The sequence below is a fragment of the Solidesulfovibrio aerotolerans genome (assembly GCF_009856865.1).
Lineage (GTDB): Bacteria > Desulfobacterota > Desulfovibrionia > Desulfovibrionales > Desulfovibrionaceae > Solidesulfovibrio > Solidesulfovibrio aerotolerans.
This window is the reverse complement of sequence record NZ_WVUD01000039.1, coordinates 1-15,350: the sequence shown is the minus strand read 5'-3', so window position 1 is coordinate 15,350 and position 15,350 is coordinate 1. Positions and strand designations below refer to the sequence as shown.

Below are 15,350 nucleotides of genomic sequence, written 5' to 3'. Positions count from 1 at the left end.
CGATCCGGGCCTTCGCAGCGCTTTTGCTTGGCGATATTCTTTAGGCTATGAAGTTCGGAAATACAAGCAAACGCAAGCGGCCTTCCTGTTGCCAGAAAGGCCGTCTTGGTTATCCTCGTTTTGTCGCGCCCCTCAATGACGGCCTCCAACAAACCGGCGAACCGGTGCGCCCCTGGTGCGAAATACTCCCCGCTACCGCTTGGGCAGGTTGGGGATGATTGCATTGGCAGCGGCCACCAGATTGCGGCGCAACGATGTATCGTTGTTGAGAAATTCGGCCACGGCCGTGGCCAGCGGCTCGGGGATGCCGGTCAGGTCGCGGATGCCCAGGCGCGCGTCCACAGCCTTGCCGGCCGGGTCCAGGCGCACCACCGGGGCCAGATGAAAGGTCACCGGGATCGGTTCGCCGCCGGAAATGAGCCGGCAACGCACTTCCTGGGGCGGCAGGGTCACATCACCCCGGGCCGCCACCTTGGCGATCACTTCCGAACGCCGGGCGCTTACGACCGCTGAGCAGGTCAGATCGGAAACCATGCCGAAGGACGTGTTGGCCAGTTGGCCGCGCGTGGCCGCATCCAGGCGAAAGCCGGTCTGGCAGGCGATGGTCTCCACTTTGGGATTGTCAAAGACCTTCCGGCAGGCGTCGCCCTCCAGGGTGACCCCGGCCCAGGCGCTCCCGGCGGCAGGCACAGACGCAGCGAGGCAGCCCAGGAGCAGGATGGCAAAAAGACGGTTCATGCATATTCTCCAGAAAACGGTTGGCTTGGCAGAATTGGTTGCCCGCAGCACCGGCACGCGGCCGCCGGGACGGGATCATTGTTTTTGTTGGGCGCGTTTGCCGGCTTCCCAGACAAGCCGGCCCACCCGGCGGCCCAGGTCGGCCTGGCGCGCCCGCAGCAAGGCCTCGGCCGCCTCGGGATTGCCCTGGGATTTGAGCAGCGAGGCAGACTCCAGATCGCGCAGATGCCGGGCGCATTCTTTGATCAGCCCGGACAGGTCGATGGTCTCGATTTCCGGCGGCACCCGCACCGAACGAACCTTGCTCTGCATTCGTTCCCCCCGTTTTGCCCACGAAATACGGAAAGCGCTCCCTTGTCAACGCGGCCTCCCCGGCTGCTTCCCCCTTGAGGGAATCGGCAAGCTCGGGTAGCGTCCGGCCCGATAGTGCGCCGCGCTTGCCTGCGGCGCAACAGGGGGAAAGGCATGCCACTGACTCGCGGTGATAAGATGATCATAGCAGGTGCCGTCGGGCTGGCCGTCACGGTGGTGCTGGGCTTGGCCGTGCTCAAAAAGCCGCAATTGTTTTCCAGGGGTTCCAGTGTCCCCACGGCCGAGATTCCGCCGGCTCCAAGCGCTGACACAGCACCCGCACCGGCCGGGGCGCTGCCCCTGACCGCACCGCCGGCCGCCGTGACCACACCGACGCCGGCTTCGGCCCCGATACCGGCCCCGATGCCGGACACCGCCCCGGCCGCGGCGTCCCCGGTGGCCACCCCGCCCCCGGCCGCAGCACCGGCCGGCAAAACAGCCCTGCCCACGGTGGCCGGCGATGAAAGCCTGGAAAAGATGTTTGAGGAACTGGCCAATGATGCGCCCCAGGGCGGCAAAGGCGCTGCCGGCAAGTCCGGCCAGCCAAAGCCCGACGCCAAAACTGAGGCCAAGCCCGATGCTAAGGCCGAGGCCAAGCCCGACGGCAAAGCTGACAGCAAGGCCGACGCCAAAGCCCCCGCCCCCGCTGCCGGGCCGCTGGCCGTGGATGCCGCTGCCCTGCCCGAACCCCAGGCTGCCCCGGCTCCGGGTGGCGAGGCCGTGACAGCCGCTACCCCCCCCGCTCCCCCGGCCAAGCCGGAAACCAAGTCCGATCCCAAGTCTGGTGCCAAGGCGGCCAAAACCGCCGCGACGGCCAAGGCCGAACCAGCCAAACCCCTTGCCCCCGCCGCCGCCAAGCCCGAGGCCAAGCCCGAGGCCAAGCCTGCGACCAAGGCCACCGCCACTTCCGGCAACGTCATCCGGGTTGTGGCCGAAGAACGGCCCGGCGAATACGTGCTTGTTATCCAGACCAACAAGCCCCCGGCCAGCTTCGAGCGGATGTTTTATACCGATCCGCCGCGACTGGTCCTCGATATCGCCGGCTCCTGGAACTACAACGGCCCGCTGTCCAGTGCCACCGGCGATCCGTTTATCCGCCAGATTCGGGTGGGCAAGCATGCCGACAAGTTCAGAGTGGTCCTGGACATGGCCCCGGACGCCCCGGCCAAGTTGCGCGGTGCGCCGACAGTCGAACGCGTCCCCGAGGGCGTGGCCCTGAAGATCCCCAAATGAGACATTGCCCCAGGCTCCGAGGGTTGCCATTGTGAAGCGTTTTTTCTTTTTGGCCGGAAAGACGGTCAAATGGTGTATCATCGCCGTGTTGGCGGTGGAAGTGCTGTCGTTTGCCGTTATTACCACCAGCAACTGGATCATCTACGGGAACCTGCGCGAAGGCCCCAAGGCCGTGTATGATCCGTACACGCTGTTTCTCATGGAAAACGGCGTCTGGCCCACGGCCAACTGCGAAGTGATCCCCTACTATCCGGAATTCTCGCGCACGATTTGGTTTTTTGGCGGTTCCACCATGCGGGCCAGTTCCGCGCCTTATGAGCGCTCCATCCCGAGTATGGTGGCCAAGGAACTCAACGGGCGGGACAAGCCGTGCGTATTTAACTGCTTCAACTTTGGCGTTAATTCATTTAATTCCCTGTTGGAGATCAAGTATCTTCAAAAGCAGTTCCTGGAATTTATCATCAAGCCCAATCTCGTGGTATTTTACGACGGAGCCAACGACGCCAACTACTTTGCCGTGCAAAAAGATCCTTACGCCCACGAGGGCAAGGAGCGCGCCCAGGGCGTTATAGAAAGCTATTATAAATCCGGTGTCGGTCTCTTAAAACCGCTCAATGCCGCTTATTTCTCTTCATTTACCAGGGAGTTGTTGCAAAAATTCCTCTACACCGCCTCCCCGCTGGACGCCAACTCCCCGGAACTGGCGGCCTTTATCCAGCAGGCCGTGGCCCGCTACGATTTCGCCGAGCGCCTCAGCGCCAGCTACGGAGCAAAATTCCTGCTTTTCCTGCAACCGCTTTACTGGGTTGAAACCGATCCTGTCGCTGATACGACTGTGGCTGGCAGCGAGCACGAAACCATCCTCGGCCGCAAAACGTTTCCCCATGTGCGCGGCAACTTCATGACCGTCTACGCCGCTCTGGAAAAGGCCTTGGCCGGCAAACCCTATTTTATCAATCTGCGCAACGCTCTGTCGACCCGCACGGCACCGGCCTACACCGCTGACGGCGTCCACAACACCGACGCCGGGCGCGAAGGCATCGTGGCCGCCATGTTGCCCCACATCCGCGACCGGCTCCCCTGCAACATCCCGCCCGCCCCCGGAGGTCAGCCATGAAACGTCTCGTCGCCATAACCGTCCTGGCCGGCTGGTACGTCCTTGCCGCCGGCACTCCTTGCCCGGCCCAGGTCCTGAAGGAACGCTCGCTGGCCGATACCCCGGCCAAGGCCGCCCCGGCACCGCAGCAAACGCCGCCGGCCCCCACCGGCCTGGGCGTCGAGCCTGCACCCCAGGCCCCCCAGTCGGCACCGCCGGCCGGTTCCCAATACGCAGCACCGCCGCCGGCCGGCTCGCAACCGCCGCCGGCCGGGAACCAAGCCCCACCGCCGGCCGGCTATCAGCCCTCGCCACCCCCGGGCGGAAATCAACCACCGCCCCCGGCTTACGGAACGCCACCACCGGCCGGCTCGCAACCGCCGCCGGCTTACGGAACGCCACCGCCCCCGGCCGGGTATCAGCCGCCGCCACCGGCTCCTGGCGGTGGCACCATGATCAACGGCCAGCCCATCGGCACGCCGCCGCCCCCAACCCCCCCGATGCCGGCCAAGCCCGGTCCCTACAACCGCGACGAGGTCAACCGCGAAGTCATGGGCTATTTCGAGGGCGGTTCGCGTGGTCTGGCCGAACTGGTGGCCCGGGCCTTTCGCGACCTCGGCCAGCCCACGGGCTTTATCAAGGGCAACGAAGGCGGCGGGGCGCTGCTGGTGGGCTTTCGCTACGGCACGGGCTCGCTGCACTTAAAGGGCTATCCGCCCCTGCCCATCTACTGGCAAAGCCCGTCCCTGGGCTTTGATCTCGGCGTCAACGCCGGCAAGGTGTTCACCCTGGTCTATGGCATGACCAAGCCCGAGCAGATCTTTCAGCGCTTCCCCGGCGTGGACGGCAGCGCCTATATCCTGGGCGGGTTCGGCATGAACTACCAACGCTCGGGCGATATCACCCTGGCCCCCATCCGTGTGGGCGTGGGCCTGCGCCTGGGGGCCGCCCTCGGCTACCAGGTCTATACCCGCGATCAGGAAGTGAATCCGTTCTAGACGCGCTCGCTTAAACGGCGTTGGGGCTTGGCAACAGGCCCAAACCATGCACTGCAAAGACCGAGGACCACCCATGAGACGTCTTGCCCTGGCCCTGTTCCTCAGCGTCCTGCCGCTTACCGCCCAGGCCGCGCCCCTTGCCCCGGTGCAACCCACAACCCGCTACGAGCACATCGGCGATTACAGCGTCGAGCGGCTCAATACGATCCTGACCAAGGAACTGGCGGAGTTCAGTCCCTTTGCCATCAGCTACCCGCCGGCGAAAAACGCCGTCAGCCTGTACAAGGTGCGGTATCAGACCGTGATCCCGGAACGGGGGAACACGCCGACCACGGCTTCGGGGCTTATCGCCGTGCCGCAGGTGGCGCACAAAAACCTGCCGGTCGTTTCCTACCAGCACGGCACCGTGTTTACGAAAACGGCCGTGCCCTCGCATCCTGAAGAGTCCATGGAAACGCGGCTCATGATCGCCCGGTTCGCCGGGCAGGGCTATCTCGTCATCGGCGCGGACTATGTCGGCAAAGGCGACTCCCCGGAGCCGGACAGCTACATGGTCAAGGACGTCACGGCGCAAGCCTGCCTGGACATGCTCTACGCCTCCCGCGAGGTCAGCACCGCGCTTGGGCTGACCCAGCAAAATCTCTTTCTCAGCGGCTGGTCCCAGGGTGCCTGGGCCACCATGCAGTTTCGCCACAAGCTCGAAGAGCTGGCCATCCCGGTTGCGGCCGCAGCCACGGCCAGCACCCCGTGCGACCTCTATTTGCTGCTGACCCGCTGGCTCAATAACCCCACCTCCCTGGACGCCTCCTGGCTGCCGGGCACGCCGCTGCTGTTTCTCTTTTCCTATGCGCACTACTACGATCTGCCGGGCTTAAGCCAGGCGGCCATCCAAGAGGCCTACTGGCCCACAGCCAACGATCTCTACACGAATACGATCGACTGGACGCAAGCCTCCAAAACGCTGCCCGGGACCGTCAAGGAACTGCTGCGACCGGAATTTGCCGCCCAAAGCTCCATGGGGGACAGCCGCTTCTATCGGGTGCTCCAGGACAATGCGGCCTACCGCTGGCGCTCGGCCACGCCCAGCCGCTATTATTACGGCAAGATCGACGAAGTCATGCCCCCGTATGTGGCCACGCTGCCGGTGGAGTATACCCAAACGGTTGCCGGAGCCCCGGCCGAGGCCGTCTACGCCGGGGATAAGGCCGACCATCGCGGCACGTTTTTGTTTGGCGTTCTGGATCAGAAGGACTGGTTCGACAGTATTAACGCCCGCTAGTGCGGCGTTCGGTAAAAGCAGTGCGTTGGCAGAAAATGCAACAAATTTTCCGTTGTAATTATTGATCTTTTTTGAAGCTAGCTGCAATCACTGCGATTTATCCGGAGCCACTGCGGAAAAAAGCACTAGACACCGTTACAGACCGGACCTATATCTTAGGCGTGTCCCTTATGAAGGTTGTTAGCAACTTCAACGGAGGCGATGCCATTGGGCGAATCAAACGTCGGACAGTACCCCTCGCAGTAGAGCACTTGCAGGCCAGATATAAATACAATCCTGGCAAACTCCATGTGTGGTAAACACAAGCTCTACACTCTGAGTCGAGGCCGCCGCAATAACCCATGAGTCATTTTTACAGCGCAACATTACTGGCCCCGGCTTGTACAGCCGGGGCCTTTCTTTTTGCGTTCTGAGATCTGACCACGCGTTGCTCCCCGCCGTGGCAAAGCGCCTGGAGCCTTGCCGCGACGGACCGTGCTCCACGATTACACCTGTCGGCAGACGTAGAGCACCAGACCGCACACGGCCAGGGCGATGCCGGCCAGACCCAGGAGGCCGGGCCAGGGCGCGGCCAGGAGCAGCGTTTCGCCCAGGAGACAGAAAACGACCTCCAGGGCCTGGGTGGCGTCGGTGGCGGCCAGTTCGTAGGCGTTTTTGGCCCGGCTGCGGGCGCGCAGGAACAGCGTCGTGGCGATGACGCCGGAGAAAAGCGCCACCAGGGCGGTCTGGGTCACCTGCCCGGCGCTGGGCGGCGGCGGCTGGGTGGCGGCCAGGAGAATGAGCCAGAAGGGGATGGAGCCGATGGTCAGGAGCAGGGTCGGGGTCCGGCCGGCGTCGAGGCTGGAGGCCTCGAGGCGCGGGATGCGGCCCTTGCCGCCATGCCGGGCTTCCCAGACCATCTGGTTGCCCAGCGGATAGGCCACGGCGGCCACCAGGACGGCCGCAACACCCCAGAGGCTGCCGACCGCAGCGGCGTGCTGGGCCTGTTCGTAGTTGACCAGGACGATGCCGGCGAAGATGGCGGCGGTAAAGATGAGGCCGTTGGTGGGAACGCGGCGGCCAAGGAAGGCCAACACCAGCGGGCTGGCCAGGATGGTGGCCTGCCAGGTGGTGGCGGTGACCCAGCCCGGGGTATAGGCGGCGGCCAGGGTGACCCCGGCGTAAAAAACGCCGAACCCCACTGAGCCGGCCAGGGTCCAAAAGAGCGGATTGCGCCCAAAAAGGCGCAGCGCCTCGACCACGGCCTTGGGACCGCCAGTGGCTACGGTCCACAGCAGCAAAATGGGCAGCATGAAGGCGTAGCGCAGGCAGGCCGACCAGACCCAATGGCCGCCTTCCAGGCTCATGGCCCGGTTGAGAATAAAGGTCGAGCTGAAAAAAAGCGCTGCCAACGCGCCGAGCAAAATGGTCCGGGCCATGGGGAAGGGCGTGGCTAGGCCAAGCCGGTTTCGGCGGCCACGCCGGTGATGGCGGCAATGGCCAGGGTCAAAAATTCGTCCAGGGGCAGCCCGGCCTTGTCGCACTCAAGGATGTTGGCCCGGCGCACGTTGGCGGCAAAGGCCTTGTCCTTCATTTTTTTCTTGAGGCTCTTGGCGGCCATCCCCTGCATCTTGTCCGGCCGCACCAGGGCGGCGGCGCTGATGATGCCGGTGACGGATTCGGCGGCGCGCAGGGCGAAATCAAAGGGCGTGGCCGGGGCGTGGCCGGTGTGTTCGTCATTGTGGGCGGCGATGGCCTGCAAGGCCTCGGCCGGCAGGGCGTCCGGCGGCAACAATTCGCGCAGGGCCAGTCCATGCCGCTCGGGCTGCGCAGCCGTAGCCGGGTAGTCCAGATCATGCAACAGGCCGGTGAGGCCCCACAACTCGGGATCATGGCCCAACCGCTCGGCCAGGGCACGCATGACGGCCTCGGTCTGACGGCCGTGGGCGATAAGGCCCGGGTTGGGATTCTGGGCTTTGATGAGCGCCAGGGCGGCGTCGCGGTCGATCATGACGGCTCCTTGGGGGCGGCAGGCGGCGGGGGTGGCGGGGCGAGGACGTCAAGATCGACGACGATGTCCTTGAGCACGCGCTGGGCAAAGGCCAAAGCCACGCGTTTGGCGTCCTCGATGTTGGGGATTTTGTCCTTGAGCGAGCGTTTGCCCACGGTGATTTTCCAGCCCGGAGCGCCCATTTTCTCGTGGATAACCGTCACGAGCAGCGCTTTGCCGAGATTGATGTAGTGGGTGCTGTCGTCGTGTCTGACCCATTCTGGAACCATGGAACCTCCTGCGCGGCGCGGCTGCCGCCGGATGTGATGGACCCGCCATAGCACGCTGCGGGCCGGGGGGCAAAGGCGGGCGGGCGGCAAAGAAAGCGCGCGCCAGTGCAGTGGGGGCGCGCCGGTTGCGGGACAGGCCTTACGCTACCGGGCAGACTCCCGGGTGAAAACGGCGCGCAGGAAATCCGTCTCCTGCGTGACCACAAGCCGCCAGCCCGACACCGTGGCCTGCTGATCCTCCAGCACCGGCCGGGTTTTGGGGCCGACCAGAAATTCCAGCTCGCGCGCCCGGGACAGACGGAGATACCAACCTATCTCCATGCCCAGGCCTCAGCATTTGTCGCGCAGATCAAAGCTCAGGCGGTCCGGCTCGGTCATGATGGGGCGCTCCTAGAGCTTGTCGAAGTAGATAAGCACGCCCATAATCACAAAGGCCACGGCGGCCACTTTCTTGATGATGTCGGGCGAGACGAAATTGCAGATGAACTGCGCAAAAATAACGCCCAGAAGCGACGTGGCGACAAGAGCCAGGGACGCTCCGGCAAAGACCACCCAGGGATTCCTGGAGTCGGCGGCGGTGAGAATACAGGCGAGTTGCGTCTTGTCGCCAAGTTCAGCCACGAAAATCGTGGCAAAGGTGGTAGCCAACAGTTTCCAGTCCATGCAGTCCTCTTTGGGGCACGGCCCAGCCGTGCCAGGGTGGGCAATCCGGGGCCGCCAACGCGCCCCGGACAGCCAAATAATGAAATCTTCGCCCGGGTTTACTCCCCGTCCGGCAAGCCCATGCCCGGCTGCATCACCTGGCCAGTCCACGCGGTCTCGTAGCCGCCCAGGTCGCGCACCCGGGTCTTAAAGTCCTCGCTGCCGACCACTTCCAGCACCGCCTTGATCTTCACATCATCCAGATAGGCTGTGGGAATCACCAGATCATAGCGTTCCTGGGCCAGCGGCACGAAATCCAGGTCCAGGGCCTTGGCCGCAGCATAGACGCCCAGACCGCAGTCGGCGGCGCCGGTGCGGATGTTTATGGCCACAGCCATGTGGGTATGCTCTTCGCGGTCATAGCCCGATACCCTGGCAGGCTCGATGCCGGCCTGCTCCAGGTGGTAGTCGAAGAGAATCCGGGTGCCGGCCCCGCGCTGGCGGTTTAAATACCGCACCGTGCCATCGGCCAGAGCGGCCATCCCGGTGATGCCCAGCGGATTGCCCGGGGCCACGATCAGCCCCTGCTGCCGGATGGCCAGATTGATGACCGTGACGTCAAGGCCGGACAGGTACTTGGTGAGAAACGGGAAATTGTAATCGCGGCTGGCCGGATCAAACAGATGCGCCCCGGCGATCATGGCCGAATCGTTGCGCAGGGCAATAAGCCCGCCCATGCTGCCCACATGACTCGACGCCAACCGAATGGACGGCAAACGGCGCATGAGCAGATCGGCCAGGATGTCGAGGGTATTGTCGTGGCTGCCCACGCACACCAGCGTGCGTTCCAGTTCGCCGGCGTCCACCAGCAACTCGGCCGACACCACGGCCCCGGCTTCCATGCCCTCGGCCTCGGCCGGAAGCTGGGTCACGGCCTGGGCCTTGGTCATGGTGGAAATGCTGCCGGCCCCGCGCGAGAGCGGCAAAGCCACATAACGCGAACCCACCTGGCCCACGGCCAGCCGCACGAAATCCACCATGCCGATGCGCGACGGCACGCTGCGGGCGAGACTTGCCATCACGGTCTGGCGACGACGCGGTTCGCACCGCGTCAGCCAGCAGGCCAGGGGATAGAGCAGCCGCTCGAAACACACCACCGCGCTGACCGGATAGCCCGGCGCGCCGACAAGCAACTTGCCGTCGGTGGCAACCCCCAAAAGCGACGGCTTGCCCGGCATGGCCGCCACACCATGCACCAGCACCTCGCCCACCCGCTCCATGGTGGCCCGGGCGAAATCCTTGCTGCCGGCCGATGACCCGGCCACCGTCACCACAATATGCGCGTCCGAAGCCAGCCCTTCCGCAACGGCCCGGGCCAGAGCCTCGGGATCGTCGGACACGGGCGGCACGCGATGGCAGGCAAAACCCCATTCATCAGCCAGGGCGCAGAGCAGCATGGAATTGCTCTCCACCACCTGTCCCGGCCCCGGGGCTGGGCGGGCCGTAAAATCCATGACCTCGTCGCCAGTGGGGATCACCCGGATGCGAATACGCTCGTAGACCGCCACCTCGTAGGCACCGCAGGAGAGCAGCGCCCCCACGTCGTAGGGGGAAATGCGCCGATGCCGGGGCAGGATCATCTCCGTGGCCACAATGTCCTCGCCAATGCGCCGCACATGGGCAAACGGAGCCACCGGAGCCTCAATGGTGGCTGTCTCGCCGTCCATGACCACATTTTCAATCATGATAACAGCGTCGTACGTCGCGGGCATGGGATGGCCGGTGTTGACGAAGACAAAGCCTTCGCCCTGGGCCAGACGCACCGGCGACCCCTCCCGGGCGGCAAAGGTCTCGGCCGCGCGCACGGCAATGCCGTCCATGGCCGCACTGTGGTAGGTGGGCGAAGAATACCGGGCCATGACCGGCTCGGCCGTGATGCGCCCGGCCGCACGCGCCGCCTCGATGCGCTCGACCCCAACCAGCGCCTTGCGATCCAGCTTGGCCACAACCCGCGCCAACGCCTCCTCAATAGGAATCGTGCGCAGATAAATATTGCGTCTCATGGCAACCTCCAGAAAGGCGGGAGAATGTGGGGGGAGGAAACCCCTTTTTGGAAAAAGGGGTTTCCTCCCCCCACACCCCCCTCTTTCCCCAAAAACTTTTTCAACGGGGGTGGCATACGCAATTCCCCTTATCCCCTTTCGGGGGTCCGGGGGGGTGACCCCCCCGGCGGGGCTCGGGGCAGAGCCCCGATTCTCTTCTTTCTTACTCCCCGTACAACCTACTTAACCCACCGTAGGCGTCGATGCGGCGGTCGCGCAGGAAGGGCCAGTGGCGGCGGGTGGTTTCGATGGTCTGGGGATTTACTTCAGCCAAAAGGATATCTTCGGCGGTGATGCCGGCCTGGACCACGATCTGGCCCGAGGGATCGGCCACAAACGACGAGCCCCAGAATTCCAGGGTTTCGCCGTAGCCTGCGCCTGACCCTTCGGTGCCCACGCGGTTGACGGCGGCCACGTACAGCCCGTTGGCGATGGCGTGGCTGCGCTGGATGGTGATCCAGGAATCGCGTTGGCGTTCGCCGTATTCGGCCTTTTCGGACGGATGCCAGCCGATGGCCGTGGGATAGAAGATGACCGACGCGCCCAAGAGCGCCGTGGCCCGGGCCGCTTCCGGGAACCACTGGTCCCAGCAGATCAGCGTGCCGATGGGGCCAAAGGGCGTGGCAAAAGTCTTAAAGCCCAGGTCGCCCGGGGCGAAGTAGAATTTCTCTTCAAAGCCCGGATCGTGGGGGATGTGCATTTTGCGATAGACGCCGAGGTGGTCCCCGTCCGGGCCGAGCATGGCCAGGGAATTTTGATAGCAGCCCGGGCCGCGCCGCTCGAAAAGCGGGGCCACGACCACCACGCCGGCCGCCTTGGCTGCTTGGGCCATGGCGTTGGTGGTGGGGCCGGGGATGGGTTCGGCCAGATCGAAGGCGTCGTGGTCCTGGGTGCGGCAGAAATACGGCGTGGCAAAAAGCTCGGGCAGGCAGACCACGTTGGCACCGGCCTTGGCAGCGGCTTCGATGCGGCCGGCGGCTTTTTCAAGCGACGCGGCCACGGTTTTTTCCGGGGCCATCTGTATAAGGCCAATGGTGAAGGGCGCGGCCATGGGTTCTCCTTGTCTGGGATAGGACGCGGCGCACGGTCACGCCGGACGGCATGATACGGATGAACCCGGCAAAGGACAACGCCCGATCAGGCCCCCCGGAGCAGAACCAGCCCTTGCCGGGCGAAGCAGAAGGCGAAATAAAAAAGCGACAGCCCAAGTCCGGCCATGAGCAGCCGATAGGCGCGGCTGGACAGAAACCGTCGGAATCGACCGGCCACCAGGGCGGCCGCCACCTTGGCCCCGATGATGCTCGCAAAAAACACCGCCAGAAAAACGATCACCGGCACGGCCCCGGCCGTGGCAGTTTCCAGCAAAAACGGCACGCCGACGGTGGCCCAGAACAGGTAGGGATGCGGATTGGCGAAATTGGCGGCCACGCCGCGCAACACCGAGCGCGGGGCCAGATCCGGGTTGCCGGCGTCCGGCGACGGAGCCTTGAAACAGTCCCAGCCGTAGCGGCATAACAGCGCTGCCCCGGCCAGGGCCACACCACCCATAACCGTCGGCATGGCCGTTAAGCGCGACAGCACCAGCCAGACGGCCAGGATGATGGGCGCGTCGGTGAGCAGCGGAGCCAGCGCCACCTTGACGCCTTCGCGCGGCCCGTGGGCCAGGGTCTGGGACAACACCAGGGATAAAAGCGGTCCCGGGGAAAATCCGGCGGAAAGTCCCAGGCTCGCCCCGGCCAGGGCCACGGATACGGTATCGGTCATGCTTGCGTTTCCTTGCGCGCCCCGGCACACTCGCCGCCGACGCGAACAGATACGTGCCCCAAACTTCTCCCGCTTTCAAGGAGTCGGCCATGCCCCAGGCGACCCCGCCAGTGCTACGCCATATTCTGGCTGCCGACATCGGCGGCACGAGCAGCCGGTTCGGACATTTCACCCTGGCCCCGGACTGCAGCCTCACCCTGTTGCGCCATGTCCAACTGTCCACCCAGGCCGCCGACTCCTTTGCCGAGCTGCTGGCCGCCCTGCCGCAGGCCGGGTTTGATCTGCCCCTTGACGAGGCCGCCGCCGCCGCCTTTGCCGTGCCCGGTGCCGTGGTCGGGCGCACGGTGCGCTTTGCCAATATCGACTGGACGCTGGACCTTGATGAACTGGAGCAGCAACACGGCCTTGGCCGCACCGCCTGCGTCAACGATTTCCTGGCCCAGGCCCACGGCTGCCGGCTCCTGGCCGAGTCCGCCGCAATCGTTTTGCCCGGCCGGTTCGATCCGGCCAAAATCCAGGCCGTCATCGGTGCCGGCACCGGCCTTGGCCATGCCACCCTGGTCCCCCTGGCCGACGGCACCGTCTTGGCCCTGGCCTCGGAAGCAGGCCAAACCGCCGCGCCCTTTTTCGGACCCGAGGAATCGGCCTTTGCCGAGTTCCTGGCCCGGGCCACGGGCGAAGAGTATGTGCGCGCCGATTCCGTTCTTTCCGGCTCGGGCCTGGCCCATCTGCACCGGTTTTTGACCGGCGACGACCTCGCGCCAGCCCAGATCGGCCGGCAACTCACCGCTGACAGCCCGACCACGGCCCTTTTTGCCCGCTTCTACGGCCGGGCGGTGCGCGACTACGCTCTGACCGTGCTGGCAGCCGGCGGCGTGTACCTCAGCGGCGGCGTGGCTGCGAAAAATCCCGTGCTCGTCAACCACCCGGAATTTGCCCGGGAGTTTTACGCCTCGCCCACCTATGCGCCGTTTTTGGCGGACATCCCGGTGCGGCTGGTGCGCGAAGAAAACGTGGGCCTTTTCGGTGCGGCCGTTATCGCCCGAAATCTGCTCGTCCCCTAACCGCCCCAAGGATCAATACCACCATGCGCGAAGGCTTTTTCCGGGCCGTGTCCACGGCCGAATTCCGCGATCTGCTGCGCACGTTTGCCGCCCTGCCGGCCGAAACCGTCGGTCTGGCTACGGCCTGCTCCCGCATTCTGGCCGAGGACATCGTGGCCGGCGAAGACCTGCCCGCCGCCAGCCGCGCCGCCATGGACGGTTACGCCGTGCGCGCCGCCGAAGTGTTCGGAGCCACAGACTCCAACCCCGGCTACCTCGATCTGGCCATGGACATCCCCATTGGCATCATCCCGGACAAACCGCTCCCCGCCGGCCACTGCGCCCGTATCGTCACCGGCGCGTTTCTCCCGGCCGGAGCCGATGCCGTGGTCATGGTCGAATACACCGAGGATCTCGGCGCAGGAGCCATTGAAATGCGCCGGTCCCTGGCCCCGGGCGACAACGTCATGCTGGCCGCCGAAGACGCCGCCGTGGGCCAGAAAGTGCTGGCCGCCGGCACGCGGCTGCGCCCCCAGGAAATTGGCCTCTTGGCCGCTCTGGGCCGCACCAGCCTAAAGGTTGGCAAAATCCCCACCGTGGCCCTGCTCTCCACCGGCGACGAACTGGTGCCGGCCGAGGCCACGCCCAAACCCGGGCAGATCCGCGACGTCAACAGCCATACCCTGGCCGCCATGCTGCGCCAGGCCGGGGCCGCGCCCACCACCTTTCCCCTGGTGGCCGACGATCTGGCCGGCATCCAGGCCGCCCTGGCCGAAGCTGCCGCCAACTACGACCTGACATTGCTGTCCGGCGGCAGCTCCGTTGGCGCGCGCGATTTCACCCTCGATGCCCTGCGCAATCTCGGGGCCGACATCCTGGCCCACGGCGTGGCCATCAGTCCCGGCAAACCGACCATCCTGGCCAGCCTCGGCGGCAAATCAGCCATCGGCCTGCCCGGACAGGTCACCTCGGCCCAAATCGTGCTGCTGATATTCGCCCTGCCGCTGCTGGCCCATCTGGCCGGCGATCCGGCCGCCTTTGAGAACACGCCGCGTACCTTCCCGGCCCAGCTCTCCCGCAACGTCGCCTCCAAACAAGGCCGCGAAGACCACGTGCGCGTGCGCCTGGAAGAACGGCCCGGCCAGCTGCCCCTGGCCCATCCCGTGCTCGGCAAATCCGGGCTGCTCAAAACGTTGCTCATGGCCGACGGGCTCATCACCATCCCCGCCGACCTCGAAGGCTTGCCCGGCAACACCCCCGTCGCCGTGCGGCCTATTTAGTGACCGGGGCGCTGCCCCGGACCCTGCTGGGGCGCTGCCCCGGACCCTGCTGGGGCGCTGCCCCGGACCCTGCTGGGGCGCTGTCCCAGACCCCACCGGGACGCTGTCCCGGACCCTGCCAGGGCGCTGCCCTGGACCCACCAGGGCGCTGCCCTGGACCCGCCGGGGGGATGATCCCCCCGGACCCCCCGCTTGGGCGCGGGAGTGGGGGAAGCGGTTGGGAGGATTGTTGCAGATGGGGGCTGCATTTGGGCCGATGCTGCCGCCGCTGGCGCGGCTGGCTCATCGGCCAAAATGCAGCCCCCAACCGGCCCTCGGCCCCGAAGACGGGGCCGATTGTTTGGAGCTTGATCGATTGGAAAGGGCGGGCTCGGGGAAATGACGGCTTGTTCCCAGCCGCCGGCAGCCATGAAGAATCTGGGAATTTCGTTAGGGATTTCGTTGCGGCGACCACCGAAGTGTGTGCGCGAACAAGGAAATCTCTTTTCCATCCAGACAGGCGGGAACGCAAAGACAGGCCAGCGTACTTCCTGACCCGGAATATGCCTGGTCTTCTCCATCTCCC

The 15,350-nt window shown here is 65.3% G+C and carries 16 protein-coding genes; 6 read left to right on the top strand and 10 right to left on the bottom strand.

Features of this window, described 5'->3' with window-relative positions; genetic code table 11:
- Nucleotides 1–192: 192 nt before the first annotated feature.
- Together GTA51_RS16300 and GTA51_RS16295 are read right to left on the bottom strand one after the other, a co-directional pair.
- Entirely contained in the window at nt 193–738 is a 546-nt protein-coding gene (locus GTA51_RS16300) for a hypothetical protein (protein WP_160962921.1), read from the bottom strand.
- Between the two features lie 75 nt (nt 739–813).
- On the bottom strand, nt 814–1,050 hold the full coding sequence (locus tag GTA51_RS16295) for a hypothetical protein (RefSeq protein WP_160962919.1): 237 nt from the start codon (nt 1,048–1,050) through the stop codon (nt 814–816).
- Between the two features lie 153 nt (nt 1,051–1,203).
- Between GTA51_RS16295 and GTA51_RS16290 the strand changes: the two genes are divergently transcribed.
- The 4 genes from GTA51_RS16290 to GTA51_RS16275 all read left to right on the top strand — a co-directional run bounded on the left by GTA51_RS16290 (nt 1,204) and on the right by GTA51_RS16275 (nt 5,695).
- Nucleotides 1,204–2,322: an AMIN domain-containing protein gene (locus GTA51_RS16290; RefSeq protein ID WP_160962917.1), complete on the top strand. Its 1,119-nt coding sequence runs from the start codon at nt 1,204–1,206 to the stop codon at nt 2,320–2,322.
- A 31-nt stretch (nt 2,323–2,353) separates the two neighbouring features.
- Nucleotides 2,354–3,439, top strand: coding sequence for an SGNH/GDSL hydrolase family protein (locus GTA51_RS16285; protein WP_160962915.1), 1,086 nt, complete (start codon nt 2,354–2,356; stop codon nt 3,437–3,439).
- Nucleotides 3,436–4,416, top strand: a complete 981-nt coding sequence (locus GTA51_RS16280; RefSeq protein WP_160962914.1) for an EipA family protein — start codon at nt 3,436–3,438, stop codon at nt 4,414–4,416. The genes GTA51_RS16285 and GTA51_RS16280 overlap by 4 nt, the downstream gene beginning before the upstream one ends.
- A 73-nt stretch (nt 4,417–4,489) precedes the next feature.
- Nucleotides 4,490–5,695 carry a lipase family protein gene (locus GTA51_RS16275; protein ID WP_160962913.1) on the top strand — a complete coding sequence of 402 codons (1,206 nt, stop codon included), beginning with the start codon at nt 4,490–4,492 and terminating at the stop codon, nt 5,693–5,695.
- Nucleotides 5,696–6,180: 485 nt separating this feature from the next.
- Here GTA51_RS16275 and GTA51_RS16270 read toward each other — a convergent pair whose 3' ends face one another.
- From GTA51_RS16270 to GTA51_RS16240, 8 genes are all read right to left on the bottom strand, one after another.
- Complete coding sequence (locus GTA51_RS16270) at nt 6,181–7,113, bottom strand: DMT family transporter (RefSeq protein ID WP_160962912.1); 933 nt, start codon at nt 7,111–7,113, stop codon at nt 6,181–6,183.
- A 14-nt stretch (nt 7,114–7,127) separates the two neighbouring features.
- A complete protein-coding gene (locus tag GTA51_RS16265; protein WP_160962911.1) occupies nt 7,128–7,685 on the bottom strand; it encodes an HD domain-containing protein in 558 nt (185 codons plus the stop codon).
- A complete protein-coding gene (locus GTA51_RS16260) occupies nt 7,682–7,954 on the bottom strand; it encodes a hypothetical protein (RefSeq protein ID WP_160962910.1) in 273 nt (90 codons plus the stop codon). The genes GTA51_RS16265 and GTA51_RS16260 overlap by 4 nt, the downstream gene beginning before the upstream one ends.
- A gap of 144 nt (nt 7,955–8,098) precedes the next feature.
- Entirely contained in the window at nt 8,099–8,275 is a 177-nt protein-coding gene (locus GTA51_RS20650) for a hypothetical protein (protein WP_170300344.1), read from the bottom strand.
- Between the two features lie 69 nt (nt 8,276–8,344).
- Nucleotides 8,345–8,617: a TMEM165/GDT1 family protein gene (locus GTA51_RS16255; protein ID WP_160962909.1), complete on the bottom strand. Its 273-nt coding sequence runs from the start codon at nt 8,615–8,617 to the stop codon at nt 8,345–8,347.
- A 98-nt stretch (nt 8,618–8,715) separates the two neighbouring features.
- A complete protein-coding gene (locus tag GTA51_RS16250) occupies nt 8,716–10,659 on the bottom strand; it encodes a molybdopterin biosynthesis protein (protein WP_160962908.1) in 1,944 nt (647 codons plus the stop codon).
- A 202-nt stretch (nt 10,660–10,861) separates the two neighbouring features.
- Nucleotides 10,862–11,749, bottom strand: a complete 888-nt coding sequence (locus GTA51_RS16245; RefSeq protein WP_160962907.1) for a carbon-nitrogen hydrolase — start codon at nt 11,747–11,749, stop codon at nt 10,862–10,864.
- Between the two features lie 86 nt (nt 11,750–11,835).
- Nucleotides 11,836–12,462 carry a LysE family transporter gene (locus GTA51_RS16240; protein ID WP_160962906.1) on the bottom strand — a complete coding sequence of 209 codons (627 nt, stop codon included), beginning with the start codon at nt 12,460–12,462 and terminating at the stop codon, nt 11,836–11,838.
- 89 nt (nt 12,463–12,551) lie between these two features.
- Here GTA51_RS16240 and GTA51_RS16235 point away from each other — a divergent pair, with 89 nt between their 5' ends.
- Both GTA51_RS16235 and GTA51_RS16230 read left to right on the top strand, forming a co-directional pair.
- Nucleotides 12,552–13,526: a glucokinase gene (locus GTA51_RS16235; RefSeq protein ID WP_160962905.1), complete on the top strand. Its 975-nt coding sequence runs from the start codon at nt 12,552–12,554 to the stop codon at nt 13,524–13,526.
- Nucleotides 13,527–13,549: 23 nt separating this feature from the next.
- Nucleotides 13,550–14,785 (top strand): molybdopterin molybdotransferase MoeA, encoded by a 1,236-nt coding sequence (locus tag GTA51_RS16230; RefSeq protein ID WP_160962903.1) that lies wholly within the window; start codon nt 13,550–13,552, stop codon nt 14,783–14,785.
- The last annotated feature ends 565 nt before the right edge of the window (nt 14,786–15,350 follow it).

Coding starts and splice junctions, on each gene's coding strand:
- GTA51_RS16300 (WP_160962921.1), bottom strand. CDS start 738: ATGAACCGTCTTTTTGCCATCCTGCTCCTGGGCTGCCTCGCTGCGTCT.
- GTA51_RS16295 (WP_160962919.1), bottom strand. CDS start 1,050: ATGCAGAGCAAGGTTCGTTCGGTGCGGGTGCCGCCGGAAATCGAGACC.
- GTA51_RS16290 (WP_160962917.1), top strand. CDS start 1,204: ATGCCACTGACTCGCGGTGATAAGATGATCATAGCAGGTGCCGTCGGG.
- GTA51_RS16280 (WP_160962914.1), top strand. CDS start 3,436: ATGAAACGTCTCGTCGCCATAACCGTCCTGGCCGGCTGGTACGTCCTT.
- GTA51_RS16275 (WP_160962913.1), top strand. CDS start 4,490: ATGAGACGTCTTGCCCTGGCCCTGTTCCTCAGCGTCCTGCCGCTTACC.
- GTA51_RS16270 (WP_160962912.1), bottom strand. CDS start 7,113: ATGGCCCGGACCATTTTGCTCGGCGCGTTGGCAGCGCTTTTTTTCAGC.
- GTA51_RS16265 (WP_160962911.1), bottom strand. CDS start 7,685: ATGATCGACCGCGACGCCGCCCTGGCGCTCATCAAAGCCCAGAATCCC.
- GTA51_RS16260 (WP_160962910.1), bottom strand. CDS start 7,954: ATGGTTCCAGAATGGGTCAGACACGACGACAGCACCCACTACATCAAT.
- GTA51_RS20650 (WP_170300344.1), bottom strand. CDS start 8,275: ATGGAGATAGGTTGGTATCTCCGTCTGTCCCGGGCGCGCGAGCTGGAA.
- GTA51_RS16255 (WP_160962909.1), bottom strand. CDS start 8,617: ATGGACTGGAAACTGTTGGCTACCACCTTTGCCACGATTTTCGTGGCT.
- GTA51_RS16250 (WP_160962908.1), bottom strand. CDS start 10,659: ATGAGACGCAATATTTATCTGCGCACGATTCCTATTGAGGAGGCGTTG.
- GTA51_RS16245 (WP_160962907.1), bottom strand. CDS start 11,749: ATGGCCGCGCCCTTCACCATTGGCCTTATACAGATGGCCCCGGAAAAA.
- GTA51_RS16240 (WP_160962906.1), bottom strand. CDS start 12,462: ATGACCGATACCGTATCCGTGGCCCTGGCCGGGGCGAGCCTGGGACTT.
- GTA51_RS16235 (WP_160962905.1), top strand. CDS start 12,552: ATGCCCCAGGCGACCCCGCCAGTGCTACGCCATATTCTGGCTGCCGAC.
- GTA51_RS16230 (WP_160962903.1), top strand. CDS start 13,550: ATGCGCGAAGGCTTTTTCCGGGCCGTGTCCACGGCCGAATTCCGCGAT.